Raw genomic sequence first — 18,998 nt, 5'->3', positions numbered from 1 at the left:
GCGCCATATAGCAGCAGGGACGCGAGACGGCAAAACGGAGCATGACATGACCCATTACCTCGATTTCGAGAAGCCTCTGGCCGAGATTGAAGGCAAGGCCGAAGAGCTGCGTGCCATGGCACGGACCAACGAGGAAATGGATATCGAGAAGGAAGCCGCGGCCCTGGATCGCAAAGCGGCCGACATGCTCAAAGATCTGTACAAGACCCTGACGCCGTGGCGGAAATGCCAGATCGCCCGGCACCCTGACCGGCCCCATTGCAAGGATTATATCGAGGCCCTGTTCACCGAATACACACCTCTGGCCGGCGACCGCAATTTTGCCGACGATCATGCGGTGATGGGCGGTCTGGCGCGCTTCAACGACAGGCCGGTGGTGGTCATCGGCCATGAAAAGGGCAATGACACGCAATCGCGTATCGCCCACAATTTCGGCATGGCCCGTCCCGAAGGCTATCGCAAGGCGATCCGCTTGATGGAGATGGCGGACAAGTTCAACCTGCCGGTGATCTCGCTGGTGGACACGCCCGGAGCCTATCCCGGCAAAGGTGCCGAAGAACGCGGTCAATCCGAGGCGATTGCACGTTCGACAGAAAAATGTCTGCAAATTCGCGTGCCGCTGGTATCGGTCATCATCGGCGAGGGTGGTTCTGGCGGGGCGGTTGCCTTTGCCACGGCCGACCGTTTGGCGATGCTGGAACATTCGGTCTATTCGGTGATCTCGCCCGAGGGCTGCGCGTCGATCCTGTGGAAAGACGCTGAAAAAATGCGCGAAGCAGCGGAGGCGCTGCGGCTGACGGCACAGGACCTTACCAAGCTGGGGGTCGCCGACCGGGTCATTCAGGAACCGCTTGGCGGGGCGCATCGCGACAGCGACGCGGCGGTGACAGCCGTGGGAAAAGCGATCCAGTCGCTTCTGTCGGATCTGGACAGCATTTCGCGCAAAGATCTGGTCAAGCAACGGCATCGCAAATACCTGAAGGTCGGATCGCGCGGGCTGGCCGCCTGAGGCCCATGCTGGCGTAACCTGAACGGGTCAGGCCGACGAATCGATGCGCCCCGGATCAGCCCGCCAGCATCTTCAGCCCCTGCGTCACATCCGACCGCACCGCCAGCCGCAACCCCGGCTCGTCCCCGGCCTTGAGTGCGGCGATGATCAGACGGTGAAAATGCGGCGGCTCGGTCCGATTGAGCCGCCCGTAAAGCGCCCGCATCGTCGGCCCCAATTGCAGCCAGACAGTCTCGGCCATGGCCAGCATCGCGGGGGCCTGAGCGCGCAGATAGAGCGTGCGGTGAAATTCCAGATTTGTCCGGATATAGCCAACCGCGTTGCGTTCCTCGACCATCTCGCCGACGCTGGAATTGATCGTCTGCAAGCGGTCAATCAGGGCCATATGCGCGCGCGGCATGGCGCGGCTGGCAAGCTCCACCTCGATCAGCGCGCGCAGGACCGCCAATTCCTCGATCCGTTCGTTGGACAGTTCCGGCGTGGACACCCGCCCGGACGACGACAGCGACAGCGCGCCCTCCGCAACCAACCGGCGGACGGCTTCGCGCGCAGGTGTCATCGACACGCCAAATTCCCGGCCAATGCCGCGCAAGGTCAGGGCAGCACCCGGTGCCACCTCGCCCACCATGATGCGGGCACGCAAGCGGCGATAAACGCGGTCATGGGCGGCGGCCGGAATCGGCTCTGTCTGGCGGGGGGCGGTCAACATGCGGAAATTGTGATCACAACCGGCAAAAACGTCAATCGCCAAATCGGTAGCGGTGCAATTCAGCCCCCTGATCTCGCAGCCAGTTCCGCGCCGGCTTCCAGTCGCCATAAAGCTGCGTGACCAGATCCCAGAAAGCCTGAGAGTGGTTCATCTCGGCCAGATGTGCGACCTCATGCGCTGCGACGTAATCCAATACCTCTGGCGGTGCCATGATCAGCCGCCACGAATACATCAGCCCGGCGTCATGCGTACATGACCCCCACCGCGACCGCGTGTCGCGCAGGGTGATCCGCGCGTAAGCACGCCCCAGCCGGGCGGCATGGCGGTCCGAGGCTTCGGTCAGCCGGTCGCGCGCCAGCACCTTTAGAAAGGCCGACAGCCGGACGCCGAAACGCGCCTCATCGCCGGGCACCAGAATCGCCTCTCCCTCGACGCACACGCGCCGCCCCTGCCCTTCGCCAATGCGCAGCATCCGCCCCTCGACCGGCAGCCATGCACCGCTGCGCAAGGTCACAGTGGTGGGTTGCGCTGACAGGTGGCCCCGCAGCCAGGCCTCTTTCTCGCGGGCGAAGGCATGCGCCTCTTTCACCGCCACATGCTTGGGCAATGTCATCGTCACGCGCCCGTCCAGCCGCGACAGGCGCAGGCTGATCCGTCGCGCCCTGACAGAGCGCCTGAGCACCACGTCGATAGGTGGGTTGCCAGGCAGGGTGAACTCGCCCATACGTCTTCCTCGGTCGGGACCGCGTCAAAGCCTTTGACACGACGTTGGTGTTATGGCAGGTGGCCCGGATCGTCTTCAAGACCACATGATATATGAGAGGGAATGCCCATGCCCAAAGAAGAATGGGGCGTCAAGCGTGTTTGCCCGACTACAGGCAAACGATTCTACGACATGAACCGCAATCCGATTGTCAGCCCCTATACGGGCGAGGCGGTCGAACTGGACAGCACGAAAAGCCGCATGATCGCGGCTGACGCCGAAGATGCATCCACAACCAAGGCGAAAGCCAAGGAGAAGGAAAGCAAAGACGCTCTGGACGATGACGAAGATGTCGATCTCGACCTGGGTGACGACGTGCTGGATGACGACGACGATGATAACGTCTCGTTGGACGACATCGCCGACGTGGCCAAGGACGACGACGATTCCTGACTCGAAATGAATTCGCGAAGGGCTGGATTTTGCTCTTGATCCCGCCCTTCGCATCGCATACATCGCAGCCCACAGCGTCGGTTGCGATGCTGCGAATGGGGCCTTAGCTCAGCTGGGAGAGCGCCTGCATGGCATGCAGGAGGTCAGCGGTTCGATCCCGCTAGGCTCCACCATACCGCACTTGAAAAGGGACACATAGATGTTCCATTTTCGTCAATGGTTTTTCCATTTTGTTGAAGATGAAACGCTTGAGTACCATGTCCTGAACTCAGCCGGTTCGGCGGATTATTTTGACAAGTACGTTTCAGGCTGCCTGCCTACCGTCATGATTTGACAAGTTATGAAGAGCTTTTTCTCTTCTCTGAAGCCAAGCGCTCGCTCAATACCCGTAAGATAATTGCCTCGATCTCGCGCACTCGCAGCCCGTGATCATAAGCAAGCTGATCAACGAGATTCGCAATCTCAGGATCCTTCGGTCCATACATGGGCCAATCGTGCAGTTCATGGCTGTCCGGGTGGTTTTTTGGTTCCATCGACTCATCTCCAAACTTAGCGTTGGCTGCCCTAAGAGCATGATTACATAGGCCACCGGCCGCATTCCAGCGCAACGGAACATCTCAAGTTCAGCTACTCGTGAGGACATTGAACTTTAACTGAGTGTATATTCCTGAACTTCCGAGCCTCGTACCCGCAACGCAAAACGCAAAGCGGGCGGAGAGCCGCCGTTCGCTGCGTCCAGGACGAATGGCCGCTCTGCGCAGCAAGGGGACGAGGAACTGGCTTGGGCGTCCGGGCCAAAGCCTTGGCGGCAGCCTGACGTTCACACGGCTGGCGAAAGACGGGATCGGCGGGCTGGCGCTGTTGCCGCAACTGCAGGATCGCGCAGCGGGCGTGCCTGTGCTGGTCTTCACTATGAACGAGAATCCGTCCCTTGCCCGCATGGCGATGGAACAAGGCGCGCTGGGCTTTCTGTCAAAGAACGCACCCCCGGAACAGTTCCTGCTGGCGGAGCGCACGGTGATGGCGGGGCCGACGTTTCTCGAGGCGCGCTTGGCATTGTCTTTGGTGACGGACGCGCGCACCGAAGACCGTTTCTCCGATCTCAATCCGCGCGAGGCGCAGGTGCTGCGCCTCATCGCCCAAGGTCGCAGCTACGATGAGATCGCCGGGTCGATCCATGTCAGCTACAGGACCGTCGCCAATGTCATTGCCGCGCTGCGGCGCAAGCAGTCTGTGCGTAACCTGACGGAGCTGATGCGCATCGGGCTGGAGATGGATGGCACCGCGCCTCGCCAGCTGGCCCGAAGTCAAGACCGCTCGTCGCCGTGTTCTATGGCAAATCGGATCAGGTCGTTCAGCCCCTTCGCGTCGAGCTTTTTCTTCAGCATCGAGCTGGTGTTGGCGGCGGTCTTGTAGCTGACGTTCAGATCCCGAGCGATCTGCGACAGGTCCAGCCCATCCCCCAGTTTGAACAGCACGTCGCGTTCGCGCGGGGTCAGCGCCGCCAGCGGGGACTGCGCCGCAACGCTGCGCTGCGTGACCAGGCGCATCGCGGTATAATGATCAAGGTAGATCTCACCCGCACGGATCGCCGCCAGAGCATCGCGAAAGCTGTTCGGCGGGGCGTTCTTTGACAGAAAGCCATGCGCCCCGGCTTCCAACACGCGCGAGGCAAAGGCGGGGCGGTCGTTCATGGTGAACACGAGGATCTGCATCTCGGGGCCCGTGTCACGCAGGGGGCCGATGCTTTCCAACCCGCCTGCACCCGGTAGGCCAAGGTCCAGTACCACAATATCGGGCTGGTGTTGGGCCGCGAGTTCGATCCCTTCCACGGCAGAGTATGCCGCGAGCACTTCGTCAAAGCCCGCATCGCGCAACATCTGCCGACACCCGAGATGGATCATCGGGTGATCGTCAATAACCAGTGCGGAACTCAAGCGAGGCTCGGACGCTAGCGAGGCCGCTCGCAGGCAATGTGTCATCTGTCCTCCCACGGCGCGTGTCATGCCGCTCCAGAAACAGATTAACACGACAGGTAGCGCGCAGTCATACGACTTTATGGCGAGTGAGGGTCAGGGCAGGACAGTGACGCTCCAGGCACCGCTGGCATTGACCTGTAGGTGATAGCGCCCCGGATTCTCGATCAGGAATTCTCCGCCACCTGCGCCACCACGATGCAGGTTCTGCACCACCGCGCCGCTGTCATCCAGCAGATAGACGACCATGATGACATCGGCGCTGTCAAAGCGCATCAGACGCGGCGTTTCCACGGTAAACTCAGGCGTGATGCCGCTGCCCTTGCCGGTGAAGCGTTCGCCCTGCACCGTGGGCGCAAGACCATCGTAGCAGGCCAGCCGCGCGGCGTCGGAAACGACCTCGCGGCAGGTCATCAGACCCGCCGCGAGAGTGTCGGCCCGGCTCAGGGAGGTGGGGAGTAGAGACCAGGCCAGAAAGGCGTGCATCACCAGTCGAAGGGACATCCGGTGCAGTTCTCCATGTGGGCGCCTTCCCAGATGGCATAGCGGATGTTGTTGCCCTCCATGACCGCCTCACCCAGATCCGCGTCGTAGAACTTGGATTCCTGCAGGTTCGAGGCCTTGATGGTCGCGCCGACGAGGCGGATCTTGGGCGCCCAGCTGGCTTCCATCGAGATGGCGGTCAGGTTGGCCCCCTGGAAATGCGCCCCCGCGAGACGCGAAAAGTCCATGTTCGCGCCGGTGAAGTCGGCACCGCGCGCGGTCATGCCCTGCATATGCGACTTGGTCAGCGTCGCGCCGCGCAGGTCGGCGCCCGAGAAATCGGCCCCCTTCAGCGTGGCATTGTAGAGGTTCGCCCGCGTCAGCTTGGCGCCGCGCAGGTTGGCGCCCATCAGCTTGACGCCGCGCAGGTCGGCATGGCTGAGGTCCACGCCCGGGCAGTCCGCGCCGGGCTTCAGCTCGCAACCGTCGATGACCAGAGGGCCCTCGCGCGGCGTTTCGGTGTCGACGATGATCGGATAGGTCGTGGCGGCGGCCTGCAACCGCTGGGTGTTGGACTGTTCCGCCTGTGCCGCAGTGGCCACCGCGAGGGCCGCGACCGCGCCGAAAAGGTTCTTTTTCATCACTGTGCTCTCCCTTGGAGTCAGGGGGCGACCCGAAAGCCGCCCCGATCAACCGTCTTATTCGGCGCTGGCCAGCAGCTCGTCTGGGATCTCGAAGACCCAGAACGACCCGCCCTGGCTGACCTGCGTGGTCAGCGTGGCCATGTCGCCGCCCCAGAGCGGAACCGCGCCGCCGTAGCCCGAGGCGATGCCCAGGTACTGCTTGCCGTCCAGTTCCCACGTCACGGGCTGCGAGATGATGCCCGAGCCGGTGTTGAACTCCCAAAGCTGCTCGCCGGTCTCGGAGTGGAAGGCCTTGACGTAGCCGTCCGAAGTGCCGGTAAAGACAAGGTCGCCCGCCGTGGCCATCACGCCGGCCCAAAGCGGGAATTCCTCGTTGTGCTCCCACTTCTTCTCGCCGGTGGCGGGGTCGTAGGCGCGCAGGGTGCCGATGTGGTCGTCGAACAGACGCTTGATGCGGAAGCCCTGGCCCAGATAGGCGGCACCGGCGTTGTAGGTGACGGTTTCGGTCCAGTAGTCCTCTGTCCAGTTGTTGGCGGGCACGTAGAACAGCCCGGTCTTCTGGCTGTAGGCCATCGGGTTCCAGTTCTTGCCGCCCAGGAACGGCGGTGTGACCTGGATCGTTGCGCCCTTGGTCTCGCCCTCTGCGGGCAGCGGCGGGCGCTGGCCCTCGACCTCGATCGGGCGACCGGTTTCAAGGTCAATCCCCTCGGCCCAGGTGATGTCATCCACGAAGGGGAAGGCATTCAGCAGCGCCGTCGGACGGTTGATGCTTTCGCCCTCGCGGTCCGACAGCGCGTCTATGTCGGTCACGTAGAAAAAGCCGTTCCGGTCGGCATGGGCGGCGGCGCGGTGTTCATTCCCGTCCTTGTCGGTGAAGTCGAAGAGCACCAGTTCGTTGTTGCCGGAGAAGTCCCAGGCGTCGTTCGGCGTATGCTGGTAGAAGCCGATGATCTCGCCGTTGGTCGGGTTCACATAGGCCTGACCGGAGGTATAGAGCGAGTCGAAGTCCTGAAAGTTCTCGCCTTCGGAGCGTTCCCAGGTGTTCCAGGGCGCCGGGTTGCCGGTGCCGACGATGATGGTGTTGGTCTCGGGGTCGTAGCTGGCCGACTGCCAGGGCGCGCCGCCGCCGTGATACCAGCTTTCCTTCTTGTCGGTGCCGGCCTCGTTCATCGGCCAGGAGGGCGCCTCCGGATCACCCGTGGCCACCGACTCTTCGCCGTTGAGGTTGCCCATGTGGCCCTCGACGAAGGGACGCATCCAGATTTCCTCTCCGGTGTCCACGTCGCGGGCGTAAAGCTTGCCCACCACGCCGAATTCATCGCCCGAAGAGCCGTGGATCAGCATGACGCGATCCGTCTCGGCATCCTTAACGATGGTTGGCGCGCCGGTCATGGTGTAGCCGACCTTGTGGTCGCCGAACTTTTCACGCCAGACGACCTCTCCGGTGTTCTTGTCCAGCGCATAGATCGAGGCGTCAAGCGTGCCAAAATAGACCTTGTCGCCATAGATCGCCGCGCCACGGTTCACCACGTCACAGCAGGGGCGGATGTCTTCGGGCAGGCGGGCCTCGAACTTCCACAGCCGCTCGCCGGTCTTGGCATCCAGCGCCCAGATGCGCGAGTACGAGCCGGTGATGTAGATCACGCCGTCATGCACGATGGCCTGCGCTTCCTGTCCGCGCTGCTTTTCGTCGCCGAAGGAAAAGGCCCAGGCCGGGCGCATGTGTTGCACGTTGTCGGCGTTGATCTGATCGAGCGATGAATAGCGTTGGGCATTGTTGCCCATGCCGTACATCAGCACGTCATCGGTGGATTCGTGATCGTTGAGAATGTCCTCCCACGTCACATCCGCCAGCGCGGGCGCGCTTGTCAGGGCCAGCAGCGATAGGCTGGCAACGGTGGTCTTGAGCAGTCCGGTCATTGTCTTCTCCTCCTTGAAGAATATGTGGCGAGGCTTTGGCGCCAGTGGTCAGGCGTTGCTGATCTTCCTCAGCGCGCGCTGTTCGTAATCGCTCCAGCGTTGGACGACGGAGCGGTGATATTCCTGCGGGTTTGCGCCGAGACCGGCGAAATCCGGGACAGGGCCTGCCGCCATCGCCTCGGCCGGGGTCAGGCCCAGCTCTGCGGCGCGGGCCAGTCGGTCATCGGTGGCGGTCAGATAAGCGCGGGTCTGTGCCAAGGCCGCGCTGGAGCGGTGGTAGGGGCCGTGGCCGGGGATCGTTGCCGAGGGGCGCAGCGCGGCAAGCTGATCGAGGCTGTCCTGCCAGGCGTCGATATCGGCGTCGGGCAGGCTTGGCGCACGGTCGAGGAACAGCAGATCGCCCCCGATCAACGTGCCGGACGTGTCATCGAGGATGGCCAGATCCGCCTGTGTGTGCCCCTGCAACGGCAGCAGCTTCAGGGGCCGCCCTGCAATCTTATGTGACCCGGCTTCAACCTGCGTATCAGGCGGAACCGGCGTCGTGCCGGACATCCAGGGGCCGAGGATGTTGTAAAGCGCGTCCGAATAACCTTGGGCATTCGTCGCAGCCAAGGCGGCGGTTTGACCAAGCGACAGGATCGGCCGGTCGGCAAAGGCCGCGTTGCCGAACCAGTGGTCGGGGTGGTGATGTGTGATCAGGGTCGCCGCCAGACCGCCAAGCCGTTGATCGGCAAAGGCCCGGACCTCTGCGCCCATGAGCGCGGTGGACCCGGTGTCGATGACGATGGCCCCCTCGCGCGTCTCCAGCAGGACGATATTGGCAATTGCGCCGCCGTTCGCACGGTCAAAGCCCTCTTGCGCGCCTTCGATCAGCCAGACGCCTTGGGCGACGTTATGCGCCTCGAACCCGTAGGACCGAGCAGCCACGGCGGCCAGCGGCAAGGCAAGGCACGCGGTTCCGGCAACGCCTGCCTTCAACAGCGCACGGCGACGGATATGTCGATTCTGGGTCATGCCGTCACCTCACCCTCGAAGGTGTATCCCATAGTGTCACGGGCGCGGATCGTGATCGGACCTTTGCTGCCTTGGGGCAAAAGGAAAGTCAGCGCGGGGTTTTCCTCCACCGGCTCGTGCAGGTCGATGCGGGCAAGGTCGCCTTGCGCATCTGTGAGAACCATTTCCGTCAGGTGATGCGCCGGGATGCCGGGGGCCAGCCCGGTGTCCATGGGATGGCGGAGCCAGACCCGCAGACGCCCCGTGTCAGGCCAGAGCCGCGCGCGCATCTCTCCGAAACCGTCCTGCCAATCTGGCCGTGCGTGCGCCGCCGCAGGTGCCGTGCAGCCGCCGCCCATGGCAGAGACGAAATGCCCGCCCATGTGCCATTCGCCCTGCGCCGTCTCGACGGACACGCGCAAAGGACTGCCGGATTCATACTTCACGCCAAAGCCCAACAGGGGCAGCGCGCGGCCCGGCCAATAGGTCAGCACCTTCGGGATCGGGCTGTAGTCGATGGTCACGACGATCCGCCGCACCGCGCCCAGCTCTGTCGCATCCAGCGTGAAAGGCACGTGCATCGCGTCCTCCGCCGCCTCCGGCCCCAGCACGATGACGCGTGCGTCATTGCGCCAATAGGTGGGGTTCCCCAGCCAGTCCTCCCGGTGGAGCGGCCACATGCCACTGTCCCACGGGTCGGCCTGTGCGGGCAATGTCGGCCCACGCATTGGCCCACCACCGGGCAAGGATTGGAGGAGAAGATGGCTCACCGCATTAGTCCCGCAGAATGCCCAGAAGCGCGTCCGAGGCGGCTTTCACCCGCGGCGGGTCAGACCGCAGAAGCAACGCGGCCTCTTCCAGCGCCGTGACGGATTTCGGCGCGCCGGACAATGCCTCGAAACTGCTGCCAACATCTATAAGCAGCTCCGCCACGGCCTCCGCGCCGGAGGCGTCGTCCTTCAACCCATCGACCTGCGCCTTCAGGGTGTGCAACTCGTCTTGGCGTGCGGCCAATTCCTGATCGTCGGGGCGGGTTTCGATATAGGTGCGGATCGCCCAGATCGCCTCCTGGCTGAGGATATCCGCGAAAGGTGGCATCTTCACCGCGCCGTTCTGTTCGTAGCCGTCCAGAACGCGGCTCAGATACCATTCATCGCCCCAGTCATCCGCTTCGAGATAGCGCAGATCGGGAGCCAACCCGCCGGAGATCGCCTCCAGCCCATGACAGCGCGCACAGTTGCTGTTGAAGCCCTTGGCGCCGATCTCCACCGCGGTCACCATCAGATCGCCCTCGGCAGTGCGCCAGGGGTTCTCCGGTGCCATTTCCTCCGGCAGGTCAGGCAGCCCGGTGGTGTCGACCGCCTGCGGTGCGGCATCCCCGTGAGACAAGGCCATCTGCGGAGCGAGCAAGGCCAGAATGCTGGCGAGACGGACGAGGGTATTTGGCATTCCGGGCGATCCTTTCGCGGCAGTTCAAGCGGTGCGGCGGCTGGCGGGCACCTTGGCTTTGACGTTGCCGGGATGGAGCGGTCAGGTATACTGCCAATAAGTCTAATGCTTTGATGTCATTGATAAAATGCCGAAAACTCCCGCCAGAATTGCCGTTTGTTCCTGCATCGTGATGGCCTTGGCCCAATGGGGTAAGGCACTGGCAGATGATAGCCTGTTCGATCCCTTCACGGGCTTCCGGATGGCGCAGTATCGCGCCCCGATCCCGGCCTCGCCCGATGGTATCGAATCCGTCACCACGGGCGATCTGCTTGAATTGACGGACAAAAGCGCGGTCTTGGTTGACGTGCATCCCCTGCGCAGCTTTCACATCGCGGAGGACGGGACATGGATTCACGCAATGCACCATCAGACCCTGCCAGACGCGATCTGGCTGCCGGTGGTTGGCTGGGGCGTGATCGAACCTTGGGCGGAGGCGTATCTGGGAACAGCGCTCGCACACAGGGTTCAGCGAGACGCGCCGGTTGTGGTCTTTTGCCAGCTTGATTGCTGGCTCAGCTGGAACGCGGTGCAACGGGTGCGCGATTTGGGCTACAAGGCTCTTTGGTATCCCGGTGGGATCGACGACTGGCAGGCAGCAGGCCACAGCCTCGTGCCTGTAGAGCCGCTGCCGCTCCGGGAATAAACGGCACCCTCCGGGAAGGTTTGGAAATTCTGGTCGGGACGGATTGGCCGGCGCGCGACCATTGTATCATCGGCAAGGTGCGCCCCAAAGCTTAGGCTCGACGAAAAAAAATGCGGCAAGAGCCCGACCAAAGGAGGACGTTTGCAACACCTGACCTTGAAGTGGCGTGTCCTGTTGCTGATCGCCTCCGTTCACCTGCTCGTCATGCTGAGCGCAGGATATGTTCTGTTGGACAACGCGCGCACCGCCGTTGCGCGGGAAATCACCGCTGCGCAGGAAAGCGCGGCGATCCTGATCCGCGACTTCGCCGGTCAACGTACTGAAGATATGGCGACGTTTGCGGACGACCTGCGCACCGTCATCGCCGCCCCGCGTCATGTCCGCATACGTTACGTCCAAAGTAACAATAGCGACATCATTGAACTTGCCGTGTCCGAGCAGGAGGACGAGGACGCCCCGGAGTGGTTCCTCGACTGGGTCGCACCGGAGATCCCGGCCATCTCGATCCCGGTCGGCTCCTCACCGATGAAACCGTTCGGAGCGATCGAGGTCATTGCCAACCCGGATGACGAAGCCGCCGAAGTTTGGGAGGATGTAGAAGCCCTGTTCTTCGTCTGGATCGGGGCGACCGGCGTTCTTCTGATTGCGCTGACAGTCCTGGTCGGACAGGCATTCGCACCTCTGAAACAGTTCGAACGCGCGTTGGCACGGTTGACAGCTGGGGACTACTCGCACCGTCTGGACAGCCCACCCTCACCTGACCTCATGGAAATCTGGCAAGGTATCGTCACGCTTGCGGCCTCCTTGGAGGCTTCCGAGGACGCACGCCGCACCCTTTCTTCGCGACTGCTTGAATTGCGTGAGGACGAGCGGCGGGTACTGGCGCGGGAATTGCACGATGAACTTGGGCCGTGCCTGTTCGGCCTGAGCGTGATGGCGGATGGGTTGCGCAACGCCTCCGGTGGCGTCGGTGAAAAGGCCGAGGATATCGACTTGCTTGTAAGCCGCATCAGAAGCGCCAATCGGCGCATCCTGGACACGCTCCGGCCGGCAACCATTGGTAATCTCCCGCTGAAGGACGTGGTGACCGATCTTGTCGCGCAATTTGCCTGCGACCATCCCGAGGTGCATTTCCACGCCGACATCTCCGGTTCTCTGCCGCCGACGTCGGATGTCCTTGACGCCACGGTCTACCGCACACTTCAGGAGGCAATGGTCAACGCGCTGCGCCACGGCCAGCCAAGCGAGATTAGAATCCGTTTGACTTGCAAAGCCGAGCGTGAATTGGCCGTAGAGGTAACGGACAACGGATGCGGTTTGGCCTCTGGCTGGCAAGAAGGGCGTGGCCTGCTGGGAATGCGGGAGCGTGTTGACGCCTTCAACGGCCGTTTCTTCCTGACTGGACAGCAGGGAAATCCTGGCGCCTGCCTTCACGCGTCTTTCCGCATCCAACCCTGATATCTACATGGGAAGTTGTCACTGAGGTCTTACACCGGACATCCGATGCGCAGTAAACGAACGGCAGGTGTGGGCCGGGAGAGCGACGCCGCGCGAGGGCGCCCAAGCGCTTGGCCCTGCGGCGCAGCGAAAGTCGGGAGCGAGCCCTTTTCGTCTATGCTGAAACCCAATATCATTGAGCGACCCCTTTCGCGTTCGGCGCGACGGGAATGTTGTAAAACTGATTAGAAGGGAAGTCGCTTGGCCGATGTAACGGTAGCAGGTGTTCGCATAGGGAATGGTAAATCCATGACCCTGATAGGCGGGATGAACGTCATCGAGTCAAGCGACTTGGCCTTTCGTGTCGCTGATGCTTTCGTGTCCGTTTCGCGGGAACTGGACATTCCATATATTTTCAAGGCATCGTTTGACAAAGCAAACAGATCATCAATTCACTCCTACAGAGGGCCCGGCTTGGATGAAGGGCTGAGGGTGCTTCAGGAAATCAAAGCTGAGTTTGGCGTGCCGGTCATTACTGACGTGCATGAAGTCGCTCAAGCTGAACCAGTAGCAGAGATATGCGATGTTCTGCAGGTGCCTGCTTTTCTGGCGCGGCAAACCGATTTAATCGCAGCCGTAGCCGCCACGGGCGCGGCGATAAATGTGAAAAAACCTCAGTTTATGAGCCCATCCCAAGTCAGAAACCTTGTCGAGAAACTTCGAGAGTGCGGCAATGATCGTATCATGCTGTGTGAGCGCGGCTCGTGCTTCGGATACGATAATCTCGTCGTTGATATGCTCGGGATTAGAACCATGAAAGAGTGCAGCGATGATGCGCCGATCATATTTGATGTTACCCACGCGCTGCAAATGAGAGAAGCGATGTCTCACGCGTCTGGTGGCCGTCGTAATCAAGTAGCAGAATTGGGTCGATCGGGTTTGGCCATAGGGATCGCAGGTTTGTTCCTTGAGGCCCACCCTGATCCGGATAACGCAAAATGTGACGGTCCCAGCGCTCTGCCATTGGATCGTCTCAAGGATTTTCTGACGCAAATGAAGGCGGTTGATGATTTGGTAAAGAGTATGCCTGAGTTGGATTTAAACTAACCATTCAATACTTTACCGCCTACGTATGGCGACACTTCTTCAAAGGCGACTAACTCTGGCATAAGTTTCCAGAACCCGTGCAGGCGCAATTTGCGCGACCTCAGCCTCAGACCATTTACCATGGTTAGTGTGCTCGTAGCCCAAACCACCCTCCTACGGTGCGGCGTCCGGCTGCTGCAGTTCGGCTAGCTGCTTCAACCTCTCGACGCGTTCTCGCTCCACGTCATTGCCCACCCGGCTCAACAGGATGACCTCGTAATGCACGACGCCGTCAGGCATTTGCCACATCGCTTCGGATTCGTAGGTCGAACCGTCCTTCAGTTGATGCGCGCCTATCATCAATGACTGCAGGGCGAAGCCTTGGGGCTCGATGTACCAGACGATTGCACCACCGGTTGGCATCAGAACTGCCCCCCGCGCAAGCGCCCCAGTTCGGTATCGACCAGCTCGTTCGAAAGCGGAAAAAAGTCAAACCTCTCATAAAGCGGCGTCAGAAGCTGATGCAAGAATTCCGTGAGGTTGTCGCGCACCTGGTCCAATGTGACTTGGCCAGTGAGCACTATTTCCGGCGTATGGCTGGTTCGATCATCGAATACCGCACGCTTCCCGTTCATGCTGGTTAGAACGCGATTGCCCAAGCCAGTAAAACGGCATTCAACCGCGATGGCCTCGACGTCCTGAAATGTGTCGGCAAACCGGGCTGCGAAAAGCAAACCTTCTGCTACGCGCCAGACCGGTAAAGTGATGTCGAGCACCGCCCCCGGCACTAGCCTGTCGACAATGCTGTCTTCCGTGTATCCTCGGATCGTATATAACTTGCCCTCCTTTGACGCTCGCCAGAAGTCGCTATGGGCCGGATCTTCAAAGTTGCGCTCGCGGGCAGCTTGCCTGCCGACCCACGCCTCCACGAAGTCCTCATGGGGATAGGGCGCCCATTCAACAGTGTTGAGCATGAGAAATGTGGGCCAACCCGTCAGCTTCAGCCGGTGCGCGGCCTGCAGGCGGCCCTGCAACTCGCCTAGGTTCGGCACCGGCGCCGCTCCCAAAAGCGAAAAGGCCATTTCGTAATAGCCATGAAAGAAACGCGCTGAAGCATCTTCGGGGAGATCAGCGCACAACTCTGCCCAGCGGGCTCGAGCTTGCTCAACAAAGGCGTGCAGTTCGGCCCGTGCATCAGGTGGCAGGTCTGCCGGTTCGACACGGCCGGAAACGATGGTGCGGATAGCCCCGAGCATATCCTCGCGGCCAGCTAGAACGCAGCGCCGCAGGAGCTCACGCCATTCGTCACCCGTCTGGGGCTCTTCGCTTCGAGGTCCGGGCTTCCGAATGTAGCAGCGGTTCTGGGCAATCACCCCGGGGCAATCCCGCTTGCTCATGACCGGTTCGGTCATATTCCCAGGCACGACGATCACGGGATGGACAACGCCACTGGTCGGATGGGGAACACTGTAAACTTCAGCATGAAATGCCGGCGCGGCAAACCGCTGAATGGCTGCATTAACGGCATCCTGAGATACCTCCGGGACGTTGGCTGGCCTAGGGATTGGTTCTAGCTGGTGACCTTGATCGTCGAACCCGACAATAATGTAGCCGCCACCATGATTGGCCATGGCGATGCTGGCCTTGGCCAGAACGGCCCTGTGCTCATTAGTCGTGAAGTCGAGCCAAGTCTTATACTCCACAGCCAGATTCTCGCGCGGTTCAATGAGAAATGGCTGAAGTTCTTCAATGTTAGGCATTTACTTCCCTTGGCAAATTTCTAATCGATTCGAAAATCAACTGATTATGACGCACTTCCGTTGTTGCATTCCTGCGAGTAATGCGGCGGAGAGGATCGTATCGTAGGGAAGTTCCTTAACTGCGCATTCGAACTCGATCATGGAGACCAATCATTTGATTTCTCTACCTTAGAGTGTTTTCACAATATCAAGTGTTCTTGGGGGATCAATCTGCAATTTGTAGTGCATCGAGCGTAGCTTGGCGAAGCAGGATGGCTTGTGCGCCCTTGGTTGTTCCGCAGGAAGAAATCCTTAGTCCCCAGCTGCACTTCGGCAAAGCGAAATTGCATCACCGCCCAGATCTGCCGTTCGCTGCGGTATGATCGAAAGTCATTGAGGGGCGGCAAAGCCGAAGTTCGCTGCGGTTGGGACACGTGACCTGTCAGGGCGGAAGCTACGGAGAAAGAACGTATCGTGAACCTACCGCTTGCCTAGAACCGTTCAGCGGAGCATACAGGCGCACCATGAAGCAGGACTACAAGCACAACCACTACGTACCCGAATGGTATCAGAAGCGCTTCCTTCCGGCGGGGCAGCACAAGCAATGGTATTTGGATTTGCGCCCGGATCGTGTGACAAACAATGGCCGCTCCTACACGCGGCGTGCGCTGCTGCATTGGGGGCCTGCCAAGTGTTTCGCGCAAAACGACCTCTATACGACCAGATGGGGCAGCATCGAAAACCGCGACATTGAGCGATTCTTTTTCGGACAGCTTGATAACAGCGGTCCTGCCGCAGTCGCACACTTTGCCGACTTTGAATTCAACTCCGAGTCAGGTGACGCATTCAATACGCTTCTACCTTACATGAGTGTCCAGAAACTTCGCACGCCAAAGGGGTTGGGATGGCTTCGATCCATCCTCGGCGGTATCAGCAAAAACAGAACCCTCAATGAAATGCAGCGGATTCAAAACATCTTCTGCAACATCTGGGGCGAAGCTGTCTGGCAGATTGCGGATGCCAGCAAATCGCCGACGAAATTCATTATTTCTGACCATCCCGTGATCGCATACAACCGCGAATGCTTTCCGGCGTCCAAATGGTGCTCGGGCTACAATGATCCTGATATCCGCATGGTCGCAACTCACACATACTTCCCGCTATCGCCGGATAAGCTTCTTATCCTCACGAACCTTGCATGGGTGCGCGACCCGTTCCAGAATGCTTTCAAGCTGAGGCCAAACCCGAAGTATTTTCGACCGGCGGCGCTTTTCAATATGATGGATATTCAGCACTATCGGTATCTCTCCGAAGAAGAAGTTGTTGAAATCAATTACGTCACCAAACGGAGCGCGTTTCGGTACATCGCTTCCCCGGTCAAGGAGTGGCTGTTTCCTGAGAAGCGTCTACGCTCGCTACACTGGCGAAAGCTGGGAGACGGATATCTATTCATGCCTGACCCGCGCCATATCCATGGCGGAGGAACGACTTTCGTCGGCTTTGAAGGCGGCGGTAGCGACGGATGGGACGCTTACGGTCGCAAGCCTTGGCAAGAGGGGTATGAGGATAAGAAACTGGAAGAACACGAATGGCAGGCCATGCAGAAATTCAAGGCGGAATGGTCGGCTCAAATGGGGCCTTGCTATCGCGGAGTCGAGCTTGATTACGGCGACCGTGAAATTCGCTGGTCAATGGGCGATGACTATCACAAGTCAGAGTGCGAACGGGATAAAGAGTACCTTAGACTTCCGGGGGAGAAAGCACGGCGGCGACGATTGAAGCGGACTTCATCCGGCTTGAAAGATTAGACGCTCCATAGGGCAATCCATCTTGAACCGTGGCCGCGCGCCGAAAGCACGAAGACAACTTTTCGTTAGAGAACGATTACATTTCGAGCACCCTTGGCGCAATAAATGAAAAGGTGGCGTCCGCCGCTACGCGGCCTCCAGTCTCCCAACAGCATGGCAACACGCAACATCTTGTGCTAGTCAGGTGTCCCTACGTCAGATCATGCTAGAAGCGAAGCCGTGTTTTCCTTATGCTCTGACAAACTACCGAGTCAGAGGGGCGCGAAGTTGAGCAAAGAAGAAACCAAGACTGAGCAAATCGAGATGATGGTTGCCAAACCGGATTACTCGCGCATTTCGATCAATTCTCAACAACCGATGGCAAGCGCACCTTCCGCACCACCGCCGCCTAAACCGAAGCGCTGAGCATGCCAAAGAAACCACCGCCACCAAAGCCCAAACAGGTCCCGCGTCAGCGGGGAGAGGTCCGGGTACAAGGATCGCAACAACCACGTGCCGCTGCACCGGGGACACCACCACCGCCCAAACCAAAGAGGTAGAGCATGACAAACACGTCGCCGAAGCCGCCCACCGCAAGAGTTGTCATTGAAAGGTCACAGAAACCTGTTGCCAGCAAACCGGCATCGTCGCCACCTCCCAAGCCGAAGAGGTAAACCAATGACTAGAAAACCGTCCGCACCGCCCACGCCGCCGCGTCCTACCACGCCGCCGTCGCGTCCGATCCCGGAGACGAACACCCGTCCTATGCCTGCGGCCCCGTCTTCGCCTCCGCCACCCAAGAGGTAACGCTATGCCATTTGAAGCGCAGTCAGGCGTTCAAGCACAGTCAGGTGGCGGACCCGTCTACATCCCCGACAACGCCAGACCCATCCCCAGTGCTCCCGCTTCGCCGCCACCGCCTAAGAAGTGACTTTCGCGGGCTACTCAGCCCCGTTGGTGCTATCGTCGGTCTTCTTACGGCCCCACATCCTCAGGATAGAGGGCTTGCGGCTGTGACGGATTCTTATTTCTGCAATTTCACTCGCAGGGATAACCGTAATCTCTGGCCCCCAGTCTGCATAATCAACTTCGTTGCTTTCCCAGTCCTCCGCATCAACATCCTTGAAATGTGTGACGTAGATTGCGACAGAGCCGTCACTGCCTAGGATTGCCGGACCAAAGGGCGCATTCTCGAAGTCGGCCAACTTCTCTGACATTAGTTTCGCACCGTCCTTTTTCACAATCGTGATTGACGATGGGCCAGAGTCTTCGTTGGCAATGACACTCTCCCACGCTGCATGATATCTATCGGCGGAGGAAATCCTTAGCTTTCTGAGAGTCCATGGCAAAGCTTTATTATTGAGTTTGCGCCACGCCCCAGCCGCCAGTAATGCGACAACGATACCGCCAACGCTTGCGCTGTAGCCTAACCACAACGGCAATTCGCTGCCCGATGGGGCTGGATATTTCCAGTTGTAGAAGGTCAAGAATCCCGCTGACGCAGCCTGTGCCACGAATGCAAACACCAGCGCTATCGCCAGCGTATCCAACGTTTTGTGCGTTGGGTCACGACCCGTGTATGCAAGGCGATAGGACAAGTAACCCGCAACCAAGATGGCAAGGGTTTGGTAGGGCAATTGCAGTAGGTTTTCGAGGGCTTCCATCGTCACAGAAAACCATTGTTTGATAGAGCGCACAACGTAGGAGTATTGTGGGAAGCCCGTTTAGATGATTGGCAGCGATCACAGCATTTTCGTGCGGTAGGCGCCCCGTTCATGCATGGGGCTTATGGCGGCTTTCCGCCGTCTGTGGCGACGGCCCAGCGGTTTAGATTTCGATAGCTTCGGCGATCACCAGCGCATCTTCAAGCTCGACGCCGAGGTACCTGACAGTGCTGTCCATCTTGGTGTGACCCAACAGCAGTT

General features: G+C 60.0%; 22 protein-coding genes, 1 tRNA gene and 1 pseudogene. 10 read left to right on the top strand and 14 right to left on the bottom strand.

Annotation, left to right across the window (positions count from 1 at the left end):
• The first annotated feature begins 46 nt into the window (after window positions 1-46).
• A complete protein-coding gene (locus ACN0WV_RS13795; protein WP_417606537.1) occupies window positions 47-1,009 on the top strand; it encodes an acetyl-CoA carboxylase carboxyltransferase subunit alpha in 963 nt (320 codons plus the stop codon).
• Between the two features lie 55 nt (window positions 1,010-1,064).
• Here ACN0WV_RS13795 and ACN0WV_RS13790 read toward each other — a convergent pair whose 3' ends face one another.
• Window positions 1,065-1,718 carry a GntR family transcriptional regulator gene (locus ACN0WV_RS13790; RefSeq protein ID WP_084353036.1) on the bottom strand — a complete coding sequence of 218 codons (654 nt, stop codon included), beginning with the start codon at window positions 1,716-1,718 and terminating at the stop codon, window positions 1,065-1,067.
• Window positions 1,719-1,749: 31 nt separating this feature from the next.
• Entirely contained in the window at window positions 1,750-2,442 is a 693-nt protein-coding gene (locus tag ACN0WV_RS13785) for a M48 family metallopeptidase (RefSeq protein WP_417606534.1), read from the bottom strand.
• Between the two features lie 108 nt (window positions 2,443-2,550).
• Between ACN0WV_RS13785 and ACN0WV_RS13780 the strand changes: the two genes are divergently transcribed.
• From ACN0WV_RS13780 to ACN0WV_RS13770, 3 genes are all read left to right on the top strand, one after another.
• Window positions 2,551-2,874: a TIGR02300 family protein gene (locus ACN0WV_RS13780; RefSeq protein WP_084352945.1), complete on the top strand. Its 324-nt coding sequence runs from the start codon at window positions 2,551-2,553 to the stop codon at window positions 2,872-2,874.
• A 97-nt stretch (window positions 2,875-2,971) separates the two neighbouring features.
• Window positions 2,972-3,047 (top strand) — tRNA-Ala (locus ACN0WV_RS13775).
• A gap of 26 nt (window positions 3,048-3,073) precedes the next feature.
• A complete protein-coding gene (locus ACN0WV_RS13770) occupies window positions 3,074-3,208 on the top strand; it encodes a DUF1115 domain-containing protein (RefSeq protein ID WP_417606532.1) in 135 nt (44 codons plus the stop codon).
• A 4-nt stretch (window positions 3,209-3,212) separates the two neighbouring features.
• Here the strand turns inward: ACN0WV_RS13770 and ACN0WV_RS13765 are convergent, their stop codons facing one another.
• Entirely contained in the window at window positions 3,213-3,407 is a 195-nt protein-coding gene (locus ACN0WV_RS13765; RefSeq protein WP_417606530.1) for a hypothetical protein, read from the bottom strand.
• A 211-nt stretch (window positions 3,408-3,618) separates the two neighbouring features.
• Between ACN0WV_RS13765 and ACN0WV_RS13760 the strand changes: the two genes are divergently transcribed.
• Complete coding sequence (locus ACN0WV_RS13760) at window positions 3,619-4,290, top strand: LuxR C-terminal-related transcriptional regulator (RefSeq protein ID WP_417606528.1); 672 nt, start codon at window positions 3,619-3,621, stop codon at window positions 4,288-4,290.
• On the opposite strand, the gene ACN0WV_RS13755 is transcribed toward ACN0WV_RS13760, so the two are convergent.
• The 7 genes from ACN0WV_RS13755 to pedF all read right to left on the bottom strand — a co-directional run bounded on the left by ACN0WV_RS13755 (window position 4,182) and on the right by pedF (window position 10,339).
• A complete protein-coding gene (locus tag ACN0WV_RS13755; RefSeq protein ID WP_417606527.1) occupies window positions 4,182-4,811 on the bottom strand; it encodes a response regulator transcription factor in 630 nt (209 codons plus the stop codon). The genes ACN0WV_RS13760 and ACN0WV_RS13755 overlap by 109 nt on opposite strands.
• Window positions 4,812-4,946: 135 nt before the next feature.
• Window positions 4,947-5,354 carry a hypothetical protein gene (locus ACN0WV_RS13750; RefSeq protein WP_417606525.1) on the bottom strand — a complete coding sequence of 136 codons (408 nt, stop codon included), beginning with the start codon at window positions 5,352-5,354 and terminating at the stop codon, window positions 4,947-4,949.
• Window positions 5,336-5,974 carry a pentapeptide repeat-containing protein gene (locus ACN0WV_RS13745; RefSeq protein WP_417606523.1) on the bottom strand — a complete coding sequence of 213 codons (639 nt, stop codon included), beginning with the start codon at window positions 5,972-5,974 and terminating at the stop codon, window positions 5,336-5,338. The genes ACN0WV_RS13750 and ACN0WV_RS13745 overlap by 19 nt, the downstream gene beginning before the upstream one ends.
• A 57-nt stretch (window positions 5,975-6,031) precedes the next feature.
• Window positions 6,032-7,897, bottom strand: a complete 1,866-nt coding sequence (locus ACN0WV_RS13740; RefSeq protein WP_417606521.1) for a PQQ-dependent methanol/ethanol family dehydrogenase — start codon at window positions 7,895-7,897, stop codon at window positions 6,032-6,034.
• A gap of 48 nt (window positions 7,898-7,945) precedes the next feature.
• Entirely contained in the window at window positions 7,946-8,911 is a 966-nt protein-coding gene (locus tag ACN0WV_RS13735) for a quinoprotein relay system zinc metallohydrolase 1 (RefSeq protein ID WP_417606520.1), read from the bottom strand.
• Window positions 8,908-9,660 (bottom strand): quinoprotein dehydrogenase-associated SoxYZ-like carrier, encoded by a 753-nt coding sequence (locus ACN0WV_RS13730; protein WP_417606518.1) that lies wholly within the window; start codon window positions 9,658-9,660, stop codon window positions 8,908-8,910. The genes ACN0WV_RS13735 and ACN0WV_RS13730 overlap by 4 nt, the downstream gene beginning before the upstream one ends.
• 4 nt (window positions 9,661-9,664) lie before the next feature.
• A complete protein-coding gene (gene pedF / locus ACN0WV_RS13725; protein ID WP_417606516.1) occupies window positions 9,665-10,339 on the bottom strand; it encodes a cytochrome c-550 PedF in 675 nt (224 codons plus the stop codon).
• Between the two features lie 127 nt (window positions 10,340-10,466).
• Between pedF and ACN0WV_RS13720 the strand changes: the two genes are divergently transcribed.
• From ACN0WV_RS13720 to kdsA, 3 genes are all read left to right on the top strand, one after another.
• Complete coding sequence (locus ACN0WV_RS13720) at window positions 10,467-11,024, top strand: rhodanese-like domain-containing protein (protein WP_417606515.1); 558 nt, start codon at window positions 10,467-10,469, stop codon at window positions 11,022-11,024.
• A gap of 141 nt (window positions 11,025-11,165) precedes the next feature.
• Entirely contained in the window at window positions 11,166-12,482 is a 1,317-nt protein-coding gene (locus ACN0WV_RS13715) for an ATP-binding protein (RefSeq protein WP_417606513.1), read from the top strand.
• Window positions 12,483-12,722: 240 nt separating this feature from the next.
• Window positions 12,723-13,568 (top strand): 3-deoxy-8-phosphooctulonate synthase, encoded by an 846-nt coding sequence (kdsA, locus tag ACN0WV_RS13710; protein ID WP_417606511.1) that lies wholly within the window; start codon window positions 12,723-12,725, stop codon window positions 13,566-13,568.
• 153 nt (window positions 13,569-13,721) lie between these two features.
• On the opposite strand, the gene ACN0WV_RS13705 is transcribed toward kdsA, so the two are convergent.
• Together ACN0WV_RS13705 and ACN0WV_RS13700 are read right to left on the bottom strand one after the other, a co-directional pair.
• Complete coding sequence (locus ACN0WV_RS13705; RefSeq protein WP_417606509.1) at window positions 13,722-13,970, bottom strand: hypothetical protein; 249 nt, start codon at window positions 13,968-13,970, stop codon at window positions 13,722-13,724.
• Window positions 13,970-15,307: an AlbA family DNA-binding domain-containing protein gene (locus ACN0WV_RS13700; RefSeq protein ID WP_417606508.1), complete on the bottom strand. Its 1,338-nt coding sequence runs from the start codon at window positions 15,305-15,307 to the stop codon at window positions 13,970-13,972. Before ACN0WV_RS13700 ends, ACN0WV_RS13705 begins: the two co-directional genes overlap by 1 nt.
• Before the next feature lie 503 nt (window positions 15,308-15,810).
• Between ACN0WV_RS13700 and ACN0WV_RS13695 the strand changes: the two genes are divergently transcribed.
• The gene (locus ACN0WV_RS13695) at window positions 15,811-17,094 is read left to right on the top strand and encodes a DUF4238 domain-containing protein (RefSeq protein WP_417606506.1); all 1,284 of its coding nucleotides are present in this window, start codon (window positions 15,811-15,813) and stop codon (window positions 17,092-17,094) included.
• A 267-nt stretch (window positions 17,095-17,361) separates the two neighbouring features.
• The gene (locus ACN0WV_RS13690; RefSeq protein ID WP_414006106.1) at window positions 17,362-17,499 is read left to right on the top strand and encodes a hypothetical protein; all 138 of its coding nucleotides are present in this window, start codon (window positions 17,362-17,364) and stop codon (window positions 17,497-17,499) included.
• A gap of 515 nt (window positions 17,500-18,014) precedes the next feature.
• Here ACN0WV_RS13690 and ACN0WV_RS13685 read toward each other — a convergent pair.
• Together ACN0WV_RS13685 and ACN0WV_RS13680 are read right to left on the bottom strand one after the other, a co-directional pair.
• The gene (locus tag ACN0WV_RS13685) at window positions 18,015-18,737 is read right to left on the bottom strand and encodes a hypothetical protein (RefSeq protein ID WP_417606504.1); all 723 of its coding nucleotides are present in this window, start codon (window positions 18,735-18,737) and stop codon (window positions 18,015-18,017) included.
• 163 nt (window positions 18,738-18,900) lie between these two features.
• A pseudogene (locus tag ACN0WV_RS13680) lies at window positions 18,901-18,998 on the bottom strand (integrase); the annotation flags it as partial.

The sequence above is a fragment of the Primorskyibacter flagellatus genome, assembly GCF_048268605.1.
GTDB lineage: Bacteria > Pseudomonadota > Alphaproteobacteria > Rhodobacterales > Rhodobacteraceae > Primorskyibacter > Primorskyibacter flagellatus.
Note: the sequence above shows the minus strand (reverse complement) of the source record. Positions and strands in the feature narration are given on the sequence as shown.